The sequence below is a fragment of the Acidimicrobiales bacterium genome, assembly GCA_022452145.1.
GTDB lineage: Bacteria > Actinomycetota > Acidimicrobiia > Acidimicrobiales > MedAcidi-G1 > UBA9410.
On the sequence record JAKURY010000002.1, the window covers coordinates 71,954 to 87,827 of the forward strand.

Annotated in this window: 11 protein-coding genes; 10 read left to right on the forward strand and 1 reads right to left on the reverse strand. The window is 66.4% G+C overall.

Annotated features, from left to right (window positions below; all coding sequences use genetic code 11):
- The first annotated feature begins 221 nt into the window (after positions 1 to 221).
- From MK177_00565 to rpsJ, 7 genes are all read left to right on the forward strand, one after another.
- A complete protein-coding gene (locus tag MK177_00565; GenBank protein ID MCH2425807.1) occupies positions 222 to 3,803 on the forward strand; it encodes a DNA-directed RNA polymerase subunit beta in 3,582 nt (1,193 codons plus the stop codon).
- 37 nt (positions 3,804 to 3,840) lie between these two features.
- On the forward strand, positions 3,841 to 7,905 hold the full coding sequence (locus tag MK177_00570) for a DNA-directed RNA polymerase subunit beta' (GenBank protein MCH2425808.1): 4,065 nt from the start codon (positions 3,841 to 3,843) through the stop codon (positions 7,903 to 7,905).
- Between the two features lie 139 nt (positions 7,906 to 8,044).
- Complete coding sequence (rpsL, locus tag MK177_00575) at positions 8,045 to 8,416, forward strand: 30S ribosomal protein S12 (GenBank protein ID MCH2425809.1); 372 nt, start codon at positions 8,045 to 8,047, stop codon at positions 8,414 to 8,416.
- A 2-nt stretch (positions 8,417 to 8,418) separates the two neighbouring features.
- Positions 8,419 to 8,889, forward strand: coding sequence for a 30S ribosomal protein S7 (gene rpsG, locus MK177_00580; GenBank protein MCH2425810.1), 471 nt, complete (start codon positions 8,419 to 8,421; stop codon positions 8,887 to 8,889).
- 152 nt (positions 8,890 to 9,041) lie between these two features.
- Positions 9,042 to 11,129, forward strand: a complete 2,088-nt coding sequence (gene fusA, locus MK177_00585; protein MCH2425811.1) for an elongation factor G — start codon at positions 9,042 to 9,044, stop codon at positions 11,127 to 11,129.
- Between the two features lie 52 nt (positions 11,130 to 11,181).
- Positions 11,182 to 12,372, forward strand: coding sequence for an elongation factor Tu (gene tuf / locus MK177_00590; GenBank protein MCH2425812.1), 1,191 nt, complete (start codon positions 11,182 to 11,184; stop codon positions 12,370 to 12,372).
- Between the two features lie 9 nt (positions 12,373 to 12,381).
- Positions 12,382 to 12,702, forward strand: a complete 321-nt coding sequence (gene rpsJ, locus MK177_00595) for a 30S ribosomal protein S10 (GenBank protein ID MCH2425813.1) — start codon at positions 12,382 to 12,384, stop codon at positions 12,700 to 12,702.
- Between the two features lie 94 nt (positions 12,703 to 12,796).
- Here rpsJ and MK177_00600 read toward each other — a convergent pair whose 3' ends face one another.
- Positions 12,797 to 13,912 (reverse strand): AI-2E family transporter, encoded by a 1,116-nt coding sequence (locus MK177_00600; protein MCH2425814.1) that lies wholly within the window; start codon positions 13,910 to 13,912, stop codon positions 12,797 to 12,799.
- A 355-nt stretch (positions 13,913 to 14,267) separates the two neighbouring features.
- On the opposite strand from MK177_00600, the gene rplC reads away from it, so the two are divergent.
- From rplC to rplW, 3 genes are read left to right on the forward strand one after another with little or no spacing between them, the layout of a single operon-like run.
- Positions 14,268 to 14,909 carry a 50S ribosomal protein L3 gene (rplC, locus tag MK177_00605; GenBank protein MCH2425815.1) on the forward strand — a complete coding sequence of 214 codons (642 nt, stop codon included), beginning with the start codon at positions 14,268 to 14,270 and terminating at the stop codon, positions 14,907 to 14,909.
- Positions 14,909 to 15,583: a 50S ribosomal protein L4 gene (gene rplD / locus MK177_00610; GenBank protein ID MCH2425816.1), complete on the forward strand. Its 675-nt coding sequence runs from the start codon at positions 14,909 to 14,911 to the stop codon at positions 15,581 to 15,583. The genes rplC and rplD overlap by 1 nt, the downstream gene beginning before the upstream one ends.
- Positions 15,580 to 15,870 carry a 50S ribosomal protein L23 gene (gene rplW / locus MK177_00615; protein MCH2425817.1) on the forward strand — a complete coding sequence of 97 codons (291 nt, stop codon included), beginning with the start codon at positions 15,580 to 15,582 and terminating at the stop codon, positions 15,868 to 15,870. Before rplD ends, rplW begins: the two co-directional genes overlap by 4 nt.
- Positions 15,871 to 15,874: the final 4 nt, after the last annotated feature.

Here is a 15,874-nt window from a genome sequence, read left to right on the forward strand (position 1 = left end):
CTGTGACAGCGCTTGACCGCCACGCCCTGCACCCCTACCGTTCTTTCCGTACCGACCCTTCGGGGTCTGTTCGCGCTGCCCGTAGGGGTTGCTCTATCTTGCGCGCGTCCGTTAAGATCCCTTGTTGCCGTGGTTGTGCCTGTCGTTCGTGTCGTTTTCGCCATGCCCTCAGGCGCATCCCCGGTTCGCCCTCGTCCGTGACTCTTGGCCAGGAGTTCTAGGTGTCTGCACGCCCTATCGTCCGGGACCGTTATTCGTTCGGCAACCTGGAGGAAGTCCTCCCGCTGCCGCACCTGATCGACGTCCAGCGGAAGTCATTCCGCTGGTTCCTCGATGAGGGCATCGCCGACACGTACCGGGACCTCAGCCCGATCACCGACTTCAGCGAGACCCTGACGCTCGACTTGGAGTTCGACCCCGACGACGAGGACCTCTGTCCGCCACCCAAGTTCTCGGTGGAGGAGTGCAAGGAGAAGGACATGACCTTCTCCTCCCCGATCTTCGTCCGTGCCTGCTTCAAGAACGCCAACACCGGTGAGATCAAGGAGCAGACGGTCTTCATGGGGGACTTCCCGGTGATGACCGAGAAGGGCACCTTCGTGATCAACGGCACCGAGCGGGTCGTCGTCTCCCAGCTCGTCCGGTCGCCGGGCGTGATCTTCCAGCCCGGTGAGCGGTACCGCCTCCGTAACCTGGCCAAGCACCAGCTCGTCACGGGAACCATCCACCCCTACCGCGGCGAGTGGATCGAGTTCGACGTCGAGCAGAAGCCGGGCAAGGACGTCACCGCCGGCACCCGGGTGGCGCGCAAGCGCCGCCTGTCGATGTTCACGCTCCTGAGGGCGCTGGGCTACGACGAGGAGAACGAGCCCGGCTTCCTGGACCGGTTCGTCCGCCACTTCGACTACCTCGAGGGGCAGTGGGAGAAGGACAAGGACATCGCCCCCACCCAGGAGGAGTCTCTCCTGGAGATCTACAAGCGGGTCCGTCCCGGCGAGCCGGCCACAGTGGAGGCCGCCCGCGCCTACCTGCGCAACGCCTTCTTCGAGTCGCGCCGCTACGACCTGTCCCGGGTCGGTCGCTACAAGTTGAACCGGAAGTTGGGCCCGGAGATCGAGAAGATCGAGGAGCTTTTCGGTATCGAGTTGGAGCGCCCTGATCCCGACTCCCAGGTACTCACCCGGTCCGAGGTTCTTGCCACCTGCACCTACCTACTGCACCTGGCCAAGGGCGAACCCGGTTACCGCCTCGACGACCAGGACCACTTCGCCAACCGTCGCATCCGCTCGGTAGGGGAGTTGATCCAGAACCAGCTCCGCATCGGGCTGTCCCGCATGGAGCGGGTGGTGCGCGAGCGCATGACCACACAGGACGTCGAGGCCATCACGCCGATGTCGCTCATCAACATCCGACCCGTGGTCGCAGCCATCAAGGAGTTCTTCGGCACCAGCCAGTTGTCGCAGTTCATGGACCAGGTGAACCCGTTGTCGGGTCTCACCCACCGGCGTCGCCTCTCGGCGCTCGGCCCCGGCGGCTTGTCGCGTGAGCGGGCCGGCTTCGAGGTGCGTGACGTCCACTTCTCGCACTACGGCCGCATGTGCCCGATCGAGACCCCCGAGGGTCCCAACATCGGCCTCATCGGTGGCCTGGCCACCTACGGACGGGTCAACCCGTTCGGCTTTATCGAGTCGCCGTATCGCGTGGTCACAGATGGCAGGGTCACCGACGAGATCGTCTACCTGGCCGCAGACGAGGAGGAGGAGTACGTGGTCGCGCAGGCGAACGCGCCCCTCAACCCTGACTCCACCTTCCGCAACGACCGCGTCCTGGTGCGCCGCTCACCGCAGGCAGCCTCGCTCCAGGACCTCCGGCTCCAGTTGGAGAGGGACGTGTTCTTCGGTGCCACCACCGAGATCTCGTACGTGCCACCCAACGAGGTCCAGCTCATGGACGTCTCGCCGAAGCAGATCGTCTCGGTCGCCACGGCGCTGATCCCGTTCCTCGAGCACGATGACGCCAACCGTGCCCTGATGGGCGCCAACATGCAGCGCCAGGCCGTTCCGCTGATCCAGGCTGAGGCCCCGTACATCGGTACGGGCATAGAGGCCAGCGCGGCCCACGACGCGGCCGACATGCTGCTGGCACTCGAGGACGGCACGGTTACGGCGATCGACGGCACCTCGGTGACGCTGGACTACAAGAAGACCGGGTCGGTCGAGCACCCGCTGCTCAAGTACGTGCGATCCAACCAGGACACCTGCATCAACCAGAAGATCAGGGTCGTCCCGGGCCAGAAGATCAAGAAGGGCCAACTGCTGGCCGACAGCTCGTCCACCGACGGTGGTGAGTTGGCGCTCGGTAAGAACCTGCTCGTGGCCTTCATGTCCTGGGAGGGCTTCAACTTCGAGGACGCCATCATCATCTCAGAGCGCCTGGTCAAGGACGACGTGCTGACGTCGATCCACATCCACGAGCACGAGATCGACGCCCGCGACACGAAGCTCGGCCCCGAGGAGATCACCCGGGACATCCCGAACCTCCCGGACGAGATCCTGGCCGACCTGGACGATCTGGGCATCGTGCGCGTGGGCGCGGAGGTATCGCCCGGCGACGTGCTGGTCGGCAAGGTCACGCCCAAGGGCGAGACCGAGCTGACCCCGGAGGAACGCCTCCTGCGCGCCATCTTCGGCGAGAAGGCCCGTGAGGTGCGCGACACCTCGCTGAAGGTCCCGCACGGCGAGACCGGCAAGGTCATCGACGTCAAGGTGTTCAACCGCGACGACGGCGATGAGCTGCCCCCCGGCGTCAACCAGCTGGTCCGGGTCTACGTGGCCCAGAAGCGCAAGATCAGCGTGGGCGACAAGTTGGCCGGTCGCCACGGCAACAAGGGCGTCATCTCAAAGATCCTCCCGATCGAGGACATGCCCTACCTGGCCGATGGCACCCCGGTCGACATCATCCTGAACCCGCTGGGCGTCCCGTCCCGTATGAACGTCGGGCAGGTGCTCGAGGCCCATCTCGGGTACTGCGCCCGTTGGGGCTGGGAGATCGACGGCGAGGCCGTCGGCGTGGAGCCCGTCCGCGGCATCGAGAAGAAGACCCGACCGTCCACCCAACCCTCGATCCACGTGGCGACGCCCGTCTTCGACGGCGCCAAGTGGGACGAGGAGGATCGTGCCGGTGGCCACCCGACCATCCAGAAGATCCTCGGCAACCTCCGGCCCGAGTCGGTCGACGGTGAACGGCTGGTCCAGTTGGACGGCAAGACCACCCTCTACAACGGTCGGACCGGCGAAGTGTACGACAGCCCGATCATGGTCGGGTTCGTCTACATCCTGAAGCTGGCCCACCTGGTGGACGACAAGATCCACGCCCGTTCCACCGGCCCGTACTCGATGATCACACAGCAGCCGCTGGGCGGAAAGGCGCAGTTCGGCGGGCAGCGGTTCGGCGAGATGGAGGTCTGGGCCCTGGAGGCCTACGGCGCCGCCTACTGCCTCCAGGAACTCCTGACCATCAAGTCGGACGACGTGCTCGGCCGGGTGAAGGTCTACGAGGCCATCGTCAAGGGCGACAACATCCCCCAGCCGGGTATCCCGGAGAGCTTCAAGGTGCTCATCAAGGAGATGCAGTCGCTCTGCCTGAACGTGGAGGTACTCGCCGAGAATGGTCGCGAGATCGAGATGCGCGACTTCGACGAGGACGTCTACCGAACTGCCGAGGAACTCGGCATCGACCTGTCCCGCCCCGAGCGGGGTTCCGACGAGGATGACGAGCGCCGCGCTGCCGGCCTCGCCCACTGACCCGCACGACACCCAGAACGAGACGCAGGAAGAAACAGTGCTCGACGTCAACGAATTCGATCAGATCCGCATCGGCCTGGCCACCGCGGACGGCATCCGCATGTGGTCCAACGGCGAGGTCAAGAAGCCGGAGACCATCAACTACCGCACCCTGAAGCCGGAGAAGGACGGGCTCTTCTGCGAGAAGATCTTCGGCCCGACCAAGGACTGGGAGTGCTACTGCGGCAAGTACAAGAGGGTCCGCTTCAAGGGGATCATCTGTGAGCGCTGTGGGGTGGAGATCACCCGCTCCAAGGTCCGACGGGACCGCATGGGCCACATCGAGTTGGCCGCACCGGCCGTCCACATCTGGTACCTCAGGGGAACCCGGTCCTGGCTCGCATACCTGCTCATGGGTACCGAGCCGCGCGAGGAGCTCAAGGCCAAGCAGCTGGAGAAGGTCATCTATTTCGCCGCCAACCTTGTCGTCTGGGTCGACGAGGGCAAGCGCCACGAGGACCTTCCCGAACTGGAGTCCGAGTTGGCCGAGGAGCGCCTCGCCATCGAGGAGGAGCGCGACCGCGAGCTGAACCGTCGCCAGGAGGACCTCGAGGCCGAATTGGCCGAGATGGAGGCGGAGGGCACCAGGGAGGCCGACCTCAAGGCCCGGGCCAAGGCCGCCGACAAGGACCTCCAGTTCATCCGGGAGCAGTACGAGCAGGAGCTCGACGTGCTCAACCGGGCCTGGGACGAGTTCACCGGCCTGTTTTCCCGCCAGATCATCGAAGAGGACATGCTCTGGCGCGAGCTGGAGGATCGCTGGGGCGAGTACTTCGAGGGTGGCATGGGCGCCGCTGCACTGGCCCGGTTGATCGATCGCATCGACTTCGACGACGAAGAGGTGAAGCTCCGGTCGATGATCGATCCGCCGGAGGGTCAGAAGCCGCTGAGTGCCCAGCGCAAGCAGAAGGCCATCAAGCGCCTCAAGATCGTGGCCGCATTCAACCGCCGCGACGAGCACGGTCGCCGGGTGAACGAGCCCAGTGCAATGATCCTGAACGTCGTCCCGGTCATCCCGCCGGAGCTGCGTCCGATGGTCCAATTGGATGGTGGCCGCTTCGCCACCTCCGACCTGAACGACCTGTACCGCCGGGTCATCAACCGGAACAACCGGCTGAAGCGCCTTCTCGACCTGGGGGCTCCCGGCATCATCGTGAACAACGAGAAGCGGATGCTCCAGGAGGCCGTCGACGCCCTGTTCGACAACGGTCGACGGGGTCGTCCCGTGACCGGACCGGGCAACCGTCCGCTCAAGTCCCTGTCCGACATGCTGAAGGGCAAGCAGGGCAGGTTCCGCCAGAACCTGCTCGGAAAGCGCGTCGACTACTCGGGCCGTTCGGTCATCGTGGCCGGCCCGTCGCTCAAGTTCCACCAGTGCGGCCTGCCCAAGGTCATGGCACTCGAGCTGTTCAAGCCGTTCGTCATGAAGAAGCTGGTCGACGATGAGTTGGCCCAGAACATCAAGTCGGCCAAGCGCATGGTCGAGCGGCGCAAGCCCCAGGTCTGGACCATCCTGGAGGACGTCATCAGCGAGCACCCGGTGCTGCTGAACCGCGCTCCCACCCTGCACCGGCTGGGCATCCAGGCCTTCGAGCCGGTGCTGGTGGAGGGCAAGGCCATCCGCATCCACCCGCTCGTCTGCGCGGCCTTCAACGCCGACTTCGACGGTGACCAGATGGCCGTCCACCTGCCACTGTCGTCGGAGGCCCAGGCCGAGGCCCGGGTCCTGATGCTGTCGGCCAACAACGTTCTCAGCCCAGCCCACGGTCGACCCCTTGTCACCCCGACCCAGGACATGGTCATCGGTGCCTACTACCTGACGACCGAGGTCGAGGGCCTGGCCGGCGAGGGCAAGGTCTTCCGTGACCTGAACGACCTCCGCTGGGCCATGGAGAGCGGCGTCGTGCACCTTCACGCCCGCATCCAGTACAGGTCCGACGAGTACCCGGAACTGATCGACACGCCGGCCAACGGCGCGGCCGCCACATGGCACACCACGACGCCCGGCCGGGTCATCTTCAACGACGCCATGCCCCGCAAGGCCGTCACCCCGATCGGGGTCGGCGGCCTTCCCGGCAAGCCGATCACCTTCGTCAACCGACAGGTCGACAAGAAGGAACTGGGCCTCATAGTCGACAACCTGGCCCGCCACTACCCCAAGAAGGTGGTGGCCGATTGCCTGGACGCCCTCAAGGACGTCTGCTTCGAGTACGCCAGCCGGTCCGGCCTCACCGTGTCGATCGACGACGTCAAGACACCGGCCGCCAAGGTCGAGATCCTGGAACGCCACGAGAAGGACGCCGAGAAGGTCGAAGCCCAGTTCCGACGGGGCATCATCACCGACGGTGAGCGTCGCCAGAAGGAGGTCGAGATCTGGAACTCGGCCACCTCGGAGGTGACCGCACGGATGGTCGAGGCTCTCGAGGCGGACCAGTCCAACCCGATCGACATGATGGTCAAGTCCGGTGCCCGTGGGAACATGATGCAGGTGCGCCAGATCGCCGGCATGCGCGGCCTGGTGGCCAACCCGCGTGGCGACATGATCCCTCGGCCGATCAAGTCGAACTTCCGTGAGGGCCTTTCGATGCTGGAGTACTTCATCTCCACGCCCGGTGCCCGTAAGGGCCTCGTCGACACCGCCCTGCGTACCGCCGACTCCGGCTACCTGACCCGTCGCCTGGTCGATGTCTCCCAGGAGCTCATCATCAACGACACCGATCCGTTCGAGGCCGAGGGCGCGGTCCGTGGCATCTGGATCGACGGTGTGCGCTCCGACGTGGAGAACCAGCGCTTCTACCTGGAGACCCGCCTGTTCAGCCGAACCCTGGCCGACGAGGTCGTGGTCGCCGATCCCGAGGGGAAGGGCATCGTCCACTCCACGGCGAAGGGCGGTCGCCGGGTCCTGGTTGCCGGCACCATCGTCGGCGAGGTCGAGATGGAGCTCATGCGCGACGACCCCGACGTGGACCGGGTCCGCGTCCTGTCGCCCCTGACGGACGACTCGGCCACCGGCGTGTCGGCCGCCAGCTACGGCATGTCGCTGGCCACCGGCAAGGACATCGAGATCGGCGAGGCGGTGGGCGTGATCGCAGCCCAGTCGATCGGCGAGCCCGGCACCCAGCTGACCATGCGTACCTTCCACACCGGCGGCGTGGTCGGCAAGGACCTCGCCGGCGGCCTCCCGCGGGTCGTGGAGCTCTTCGAGGCCCGTACACCGAAGGGCAAGGCAACCCTGGCACGCATCTCCGGCGTGGTCCGGATCGGCGAGGACGAGGGGCGCGGTCGTGAGATAACCGTGGTTGCCGACGACGGCACCGAGGAGGTCTACACAGTGCCCGGAGTGTCCCGCCTGGAGGTCACGGACGGTCAGGAGGTCAGGGCCGGCGACGCCATCGTCGAAGGGCCCCGCGACCCCAAGGAGCTCCTGGAGATCAAGGGCGTCCGCGAGACCCAGCAGTACCTCGTGGAGGAGGTCCAGAAGGTCTACCGGGACCAGGGCGTGTCCATCCACGACAAGCACATCGAGCTGATCGTGCGGCAGATGACCCGGCGGGTGAAGATCAACAACCCCGGCGAGTCGGACTTCCTGCCCGGCGAGCAGGTCGACCAGCGGCTGTTCGCCGAGACGAACCGAATGCTGGTGGCCGAGAGTCGGCGTCCCGCCGAGGGGCGCCCCGAGCTCATGGGCATCACCAAGGCGTCGCTGGCGACCGACTCGTGGCTCTCGGCGGCTTCCTTCCAGGAGACCACCCGGGTGCTCACCGAGGCGGCCATCGAGTGCCGGAGCGACAAGCTCATCGGGCTGAAGGAGAACATCATCATCGGCAAGCTGGTCCCCGCCGGGACCGGCATGGAGGAGTACCGACGGGTGGTAACCCATGCACCGGACTACAAGCCGATGGACTTCTACTCCTCGGCCGACGAGGAGCAGGACCTCGCCGAATGGCTGGCCGGGCAGGCCGGTTCGGACGAGGACCCCTTCGAAGGCGCCTATGAGGCCGACGTGATCGACCTGGCTGGCGCCGTCGGCGCCCCCGGCGCCGACGCCTCCGATGTCGTGTAGCCGGCCGTGTGACGTCGGTCCGTCCGGACGGACACGTTTGTGAGTGGGGGAGGCCCGCCCATAGACTCGTCCGCTGGCCGGTGCCGCTTCCCGGTCAACCCATCGAAGCCACAGTTTCTTCTCTCTACGAGGTAGGTAAGTGCCCACCATCCAGCAGTTGGTCCGCAAGGGCCGCCAGTCCAAGCGCCGCAAGGAAGCCACGCCGGCCCTGAAGGGAGCGCCCCAGCGCCGTGGTGTCTGCACACGGGTCTACACCACCACCCCGAAGAAGCCGAACTCCGCCCTCCGGAAGGTGGCCCGTGTGCGCCTCACCAGTGGCGTCGAGGTGACGGCCTACATCCCGGGCGAGGGCCACAACCTGCAGGAGCACTCGATCGTGCTCGTCCGTGGCGGTCGTGTGAAGGACCTCCCCGGCGTTCGCTACAAGGTGATCCGGGGAACGCTGGACACCTCCGGTGTGAGCCAGCGGCGCCAGGCTCGCAGCCGTTACGGCGCGAAGAAGGAAGGCTGACTGTGCCACGCAAGGGCCCTGCCGTACGTCGTGAGCTGACCCCTGACCCCATCTACCGGTCCGCCGCCGTCACCCAGCTCGTCAACAAGGTGCTGCAGCGCGGCAAGCGCTCTACCGCCGAGCGCATCGTCTACGCCGCTCTCTCCACGGTCGAGCAGAAGACCGGGAGCGAGCCGGTCGGCACGCTGAAGCGGGCCATCGACAACGTCCGCCCCCAGCTAGAGGTGCGCAGTCGCCGGGTGGGTGGCGCCACCTACCAGGTACCGGTCGAGGTGCGCCCCCGGCGGGCGACCACGTTGGCCGTGCGCTGGCTGGTCAACTACTCCCGCGCCCGTCGCGAGCGCACGATGGCCGAGCGGTTGGCCAACGAGATCATGGACGCCTCCAACGGTCTGGGTTCCTCGGTGAAGCGCCGGGAGGACCTGCACAAGATGGCCGATGCCAACAAGGCGTTCGCCCACTACCGCTGGTGAGCCGCTCCTCCGGGCACACCTCCATCTGATCCCGGTAGCCGACCCCGTCGACCTGGCCGCCGCAGTGCCGCCCCGGCGGCTCCACGCCGCCTGGAGCCCGGGTAGCCCCACGAGACCGACTTTCGAACGAACAGCGAACGACGAGCGAGCAGATGGCGAAGCGACACCCACTCCAGAAGACCCGCAACATCGGGATCATGGCCCACATCGACGCGGGCAAGACCACTACGACGGAGCGGATCCTCTACTACACCGGCGTCAACTACAAGATCGGTGAGGTCCACGACGGCGCAGCCACCATGGACTGGATGGAGCAGGAACAGGAGCGGGGTATCACCATCACCTCCGCCGCCACAAGCTGCTTCTGGAACGACCACCGCATCAACATCATCGACACCCCGGGCCACGTGGACTTCACGGTCGAGGTGGAGCGTTCCCTGCGCGTGCTGGACGGTGCCGTGGCCGTGTTCGACGGTGTGGCCGGCGTGGAGCCCCAGACCGAGACGGTCTGGCGCCAGGCAGACAAGTACAAGGTTCCCCGTATGTGCTTCATCAACAAGATGGACCGCACCGGCGCCGACTTCTACTTCGTGCTGGGCACCATCAGGGAGCGCCTGGGCTGCAACACGGCGGTGGTTCAGCTGCCCATCGGTGCCGAGTCGGGGTTCGCCGGCGTCATCGACCTGGTCGAGATGAACGCCCTGGTCTGGAAGGGCGAGGACCTGGGTGCCACCTGGGACGTCGTGGACATCCCCGAGGACCTCGTGGACACGGCCGACGAGTACCGGGCCTACCTCATCGACGTGCTGTCGGAGTTCGACGAGAACATCCTCGAGAAGTTCGTCGGCGACGAGGACATCACCGCCGCCGACGTGCGCTCGGCGGTGCGGACCGGCACCCTGGCCGGCCACTGCGTGCCGATCCTCACCGGCTCCGCATTCAAGAACAAGGGAGTGCAGACGCTCCTGGACGCGGTGGTGGAGTACCTGCCGTCGCCCATCGACCTCCCGCCCGTCGAGGGCGTGCACCCCAGGACTGGTGACGTCGAGGAGCGCGAGGCCGACGATTCGGCTCCCTTCGCCGCCCTGGCGTTCAAGATCATGACCGACCCCCACGTCGGCAAGCTCGTCTACTTCCGGACCTACAGCGGCATGCTCGACAAGGGCTCCGCGGTGCTGAACACCCGCACCGGCAACAAGGAACGCCTCGGCCGCATCCTCGAGATGCACGCCAACGACCGCGAGGACCGCGACGAGGTACGTACCGGCGACATCGTGGCTGGCATCGGTCTCAAGAACACCCGCACCGGCGACACCCTCTGTGACCCGAACCACCCGATCGTGCTCGAGCAGCTCGAGTTCCCCGAGCCGGTCATCCACGTGGCCGTGGAGCCCCGCTCCAAGGCCGACCAGGACAGGATGGGCAAGGCCTTGGGTGCACTGGCCGAGGAGGATCCCACCTTCACCGTCCGCAGCGACGAGGAGACGGGCCAGACCATCATCGGCGGCATGGGCGAACTCCACCTAGAGGTGCTGGTCGACCGGATGCTCAGGGAGTTCCGGGTCGACGCCAACGTGGGCCGTCCACAGGTGGCGTACCGCGAGACCATCACCAGGCCGGTCCTAGACCACCGCTACACCCACAAGAAGCAGACCGGCGGTTCGGGCCAGTACGCCGAGATCGTGGCCAGCCTCGAGCCCTACACCGAGGACGGGTCGACCTACCTGTTCGAGGACAACGTCCGCGGGGGTCGCATTCCCAAGGAGTACATACCGTCGGTGGACGCCGGCGTGCAGTTGGCGACCACCAACGGCCCGCTGGCCGGCTTCCAGGTCCTGGGCCTGAAGGTCAGCCTGAACGACGGCAAGTCGCACGACGTGGACTCCTCGGAGATGGCGTTCAAGATCGCCGCCCAGGCCTGGTTCCGCGAAGCGATGCGCCTGGCCAGGCCGGTCCTCCTGGAGCCGGTCATGTCCGTCGAGGTCGTCACGCCGGAGAACTACATGGGCGACGTGGTCGGCGACCTCAACGCCCGTCGCGGCAGGGTCGGCCAGCTGGAGGCCCGGAGTGGCAACCAGGTCGTCAGCGCTCAGGTGCCGCTGTCCGAGATGTTCGGGTACGCTACCGATCTTCGGTCGCGCACCCAGGGTCGTGCGACCTACACCATGCAGTTCGACTCGTACCAGCAGACCCCCGGGTCGGTGCAGGAGGAGATCACCCGTCGTATCCACGGCGAGTGACCTCCGCAGGCCCGTCCGGGCAACTCCGAAAATAACCCAAGGAAGTAACGCAATGGCCAAGGCCCACTTCGAGCGGAACAAGCCCCACGTGAACGTGGGCACGATGGGACACATCGACCACGGGAAGACCACCCTGACCGCGGCGATCACCAAGGTTCTCTCCGACCGTGATCCCGACGCCACGCAGTTCACCGAGTTCGACGACATCGACAAGGCGCCCGAGGAGCGGGAGCGGGGCATCACGATCAACGTGAGCCACGTCGAATACGAGACCCCGAACCGGCACTACGCACACGTCGACATGCCGGGTCACGCCGACTACATCAAGAACATGATCACCGGCGCCGCCCAGGTGGACGGTGCGATCCTGGTGGTGTCGGCCGCCGACGGCCCGATGCCCCAGACCCGTGAGCACGTCCTGCTGGCCCGCCAGGTCGGCGTACCGAAGATCATCGTTGCCCTCAACAAGTGCGACATGGTCGACGACGAGGAGCTCCTCGAGCTGGTCGAGCTGGAGGTCCGCGAACTCCTGGACCAGTACGAGTTCCCGGGCGACGACACCCCGATCGTGAGGGTCTCTGCGCTGAACGCCCTGGAGGGTGACGCCGAGTCCGCCGAGCAGATCGTGGACCTGATGAGCCAGGTCGATGAGTACATCCCGACACCCGAGCGCGACGTCGACAAGCCCTTCCTCATGCCGATCGAGGACGTGTTCTCGATCACCGGCCGTGGCACCGTGGTGACCGGTCGTGTCGAGCAGGGCATCGTCAACACCGGTGACAACATCGAGATCATCGGCCTCAAGGACACCCAGAAAACGGTCTGTACGGGCGTCGAGATGTTCCGCAAACTCCTCGACGAGGGTCGGGCCGGCGACAACATCGGAGCCCTGCTGCGCGGCATCGACAAGGACGAGGTCCAGCGTGGCCAGGTCCTGGCCAAGCCGGGCTCGATCACCCCGCACACCAACTTCGAGTCCGAGGTCTACGTGCTGACCAAGGCCGAGGGTGGTCGGCACAAGCCGTTCTTCTCCAACTACCGTCCGCAGTTCTACTTCCGGACCACCGACGTGACCGGCATGATCGAGCTGCCCGAGGGCACCGAGATGTGCATGCCCGGCGACAACACGACCATGACCGTCGAGCTCATCGCTCCGATCGCCATGGACGAGGGCCTGCGCTTCGCCATCCGTGAGGGTGGACGTACCGTGGGTGCCGGCGCCGTCACCAAGATCCTCAAGTAGCCGACCACCATGGCTGCAGGACAGAGGATCCGGATCCGGCTGAAGGCCTACGACCACCAGGTCATCGACCAGTCGACGAAGAAGATCGTCGAGACGGTTCGACGGACCCAGGCCGATCTCAGGGGTCCGGTGCCGCTGCCGACCGAGAAGCACCGCTACACGGTCATCCGTGGCCCCTTCAAGGACAAGGACTCCAGGGAGCACTTCGAGATGCGCATCCACAAGCGCCTGCTCGACATCCTGAACCCTTCGCCCAAGACGGTCGATTCCCTCCAGCGCCTGGACCTACCGGCCGGGGTGGACATCGAGATCAAGATCCAGCAGGTCTGATACCAGCCTGTCGGACGGCTGGCCGACCCGACCTACGGAGCGCCCCTTTGGGGCGCTCCCGTCCGTTCTGGGGTTGGGTCCCCGGCCCCGGGTGTCAGTCCGGGCGCGGTCGATCGCCGTGGCCCCGTCGAAGGCTGCTCTCGGCGATCAGGTGCTCTGACACCTCGTGGCGCTCAGTCTCGGCGGCGATCACCGCCTGGATGGTCGCCGCTGCGGGAAGGGCCAGCAGCGCGCCGACCACGCCCAGGACGGCCGAGCCGGCTATGACCGCTCCAAAGGCCACCGCCACGTGGAGCTTCATGGTGTGGGCGGTGATCCTGGGGGCCAGCAAGTAGTTCTCCACCTGCTGGTAGGCGGCCACCACCGCCATGACCCAGAGGCCGTCCACCGGGTCGCCCAGCAGTGCGATGACGAGTGGGAGGGCGCCCGCTATGTAGGTGCCGACCACGGGCACGAACTGGGACATGACGCCCACCCACAGGGCAAGGGCCAGCGACGACGGCAGCCCGATGACCTCGAAGGCCGCCCAGTGGACCAGCGACGACGCGAGGGCCAGGATGCTTCGGGAGAGGATGTAGCCGCCGGTCTTCTCGATGGCCAGGTCCCAGACCTCCAGCACGTGGCGCTGGTGGCGCTCGGCGAGGAACGAGCACACGATTCGCCGTAACTTCGGCCCCTCGGCCACCAGGTAGAAGGTGAACAGACCGACGGTGAACAGTTGGAACAGCACGTTCACCACCGTCGTCCCGAACCGGGCCAGGTCGTCGGCCACGTTACCCAGTCGCCTAGCGAGGGCGCCGGTGTCGTAGTCGGCCCGCAGGTCGGTCGTGGCGTTCTGGATGCCGAAGCTGTCCTCCAGCCAGCCGTCGATGTCCTCGAGGTAGGTGGGCACGTTCTCGCTGAAGTCGGTGACCTGTTCGGCTAGGAGGCTGCCCACCTGGACGCCGAATCCCCCCACGGCGGCCACCATGGCCAACATCACCAGGGCGGTGCCTGGACCCCGACGGAGGCCGGCTCGTTCCAGCCGGTTGACGGCCGGTTCGAGGGCGAACGACACGAAGAACGACACCAGCAGGACCAGGAGCAGCGGTCGGAGCGCCGATACGACGCCTCGGAGGTACCAGAGGGCGGCGATGCCGACCAGCAGGCTGAGGATGGACCGCCTTGCCCATGGCGGGAGTGTCCTCGTCTCGGAAGCCGGCTCGGTCATGGGTGGTTGCCGTGAGAACGGCGAAATGAAAGCGATTCCACGATCAGATCGACGCTACCGGTCAACCTTTCGGGCGGTGGGGATGCAGCGTGGCGGGCGCCACACGACCTTCATCCGCCGGGTCGGTTGTGGCCCGATCGGAACGGCCGTATCGTTGTCTACTGCGCTCCGGAGGGTCCGGTGCTGCCAACCGACGTCCGATCAGGCGCCAGGTCCCACCAGGGTCTGACGAACCGAACGGCACAACCGAATCACCGCTCCGCCGGGCCATGCCCGTGCGGAGTGTTCGCGTGAATGGCCCACGAACGGGCCAGCCGCCGTTGGGAGTCCACCGGCGCCAGTCGCAGGAGCCATCATGGCCAACAAGGCAGTCGTCGGCATCAAGGTCGGCATGACACAGGTGTGGGATGACGACAACCGCGTCCTTCCGGTCACCGTGCTGCGTGTCAGCCCCAACCGTGTCGTCCAGATCAAGACCACCGAGCGGGACGGCTACACGGCCCTGCAGGTGACCGTCGGCAACAGGGATGCCGGAAGGCTCAACCGCCCGGAGGCCGGCCACTTCGCCGCCGGTGGCGTGGACGCCGGGGACCGCCTCGTCGAGCTACGCCTCGACGACGTCGAGGGCTACGAGGTTGGACAGGAGATCACGGTGGAGTCGCTGGCCGACCTGGGCCACGTCGACGTGACAGCGGTCAGCAAGGGCAAGGGCTTCGCCGGCGTCATGAAGCGCCACGGCTTCAAGGGCCAGCGGGCCTCCCACGGCGCCCACAAGGTCCACCGCAAGCCCGGCGCCATCGGCCAGTGCGCCACCCCGTCGAGGGTGTTCAAGGGCAAGCGCATGCCGGGTCGGATGGGAAACCAGAAGACCACCACGCTGAACCTCCAGATCGTGCAGGCCGATGCCGAGCGTGAGCTGCTCCTGGTCCGCGGTTCGGTGCCCGGTCCCCGTGGCGCCACGGTCCTGATTCGCGACGCGGTGAAGGGAGGCCGGTGATGGCGAAGGTCGACGTCCTCAGCCTGACGGGCGCAGCGGCCGGCTCCGTGGAACTCGACGACCACACGTTCGGCATCCAGCCGAACGTCGCCGTAATGCACCAGGTCGTGACCGCCCAGCTGGCCGCCCGCCGTTCAGGTACCCAGAGCACGCGGACCCGGGCGGAGTCCCGTGGTGGTGGTGCCAAACCGTGGGCCCAGAAGGGCACCGGTCGGGCCCGCCACGGTTCGATCCGTTCGCCGCAGTGGCGCGGTGGTGGCGTGGCCCTAGGCCCGAAGCCCCGGAGCTACGCACAGAAGACCCCCAGGAAGATGATCCGCCTGGCGCTGCGTTCAGCGCTGAGCGACCGTGCTGCCGAGGGCAGGGTCGTCGTGGTCGACGCCTGGAACTTCGATGTACCGAAGACGAAGGACGCCGTGGCCGCCCTGGCTGCCGTCGGCGTCCAGGGTCGGGCCCTGGTGGTGGCCGAGCGCGGCGACGAGATCACCTGGAAGAGCTTCGCCAACCTGGCCGAGGTGCACGTGCTCTCGCCCGGCGAGTTGAACGCCTACGACGTCCTGGTGAGCGACTACGTCGTGTTCACCCGGGCCACCCTGCCCGCCTTCTCTTCACCGGTATCGGCAGATCCGGTGCTCGAGGCGGACACCGATCCCAGCGGGGAGGAAGAAGAGTGAAGGACGCCCGTGACGTCATCGTGAAGCCGGTCGTGTCCGAGAAGTCCTACGCCCTGATGGAGGACCACGTCTACACGTTCGAGGTCGTGAGGTCGGCTTCCAAGCCCGAGATCCGCGAGGCCGTGGAATCGATCTTCGAGGTCAAGGTGCTCAAGGTGAACACCCTCAACCGAGACGGCAAGCGCAAGCGGAACCGAGGCCTCCCCACCTACGGCAAGCGCCCGGACGTCAAGCGGGCATACGTCACCCTCGTCGAGGGTGAGTCGATCGAGTTGTTCGAGGTCTAGACCC

Coding starts and splice junctions, on each gene's coding strand:
- fusA (MCH2425811.1), top strand. CDS start 9,042: ATGGCGAAGCGACACCCACTCCAGAAGACCCGCAACATCGGGATCATG.
- tuf (MCH2425812.1), top strand. CDS start 11,182: ATGGCCAAGGCCCACTTCGAGCGGAACAAGCCCCACGTGAACGTGGGC.
- rpsJ (MCH2425813.1), top strand. CDS start 12,382: ATGGCTGCAGGACAGAGGATCCGGATCCGGCTGAAGGCCTACGACCAC.
- MK177_00600 (MCH2425814.1), bottom strand. CDS start 13,912: ATGACCGAGCCGGCTTCCGAGACGAGGACACTCCCGCCATGGGCAAGG.
- rplC (MCH2425815.1), top strand. CDS start 14,268: ATGGCCAACAAGGCAGTCGTCGGCATCAAGGTCGGCATGACACAGGTG.
- rplD (MCH2425816.1), top strand. CDS start 14,909: ATGGCGAAGGTCGACGTCCTCAGCCTGACGGGCGCAGCGGCCGGCTCC.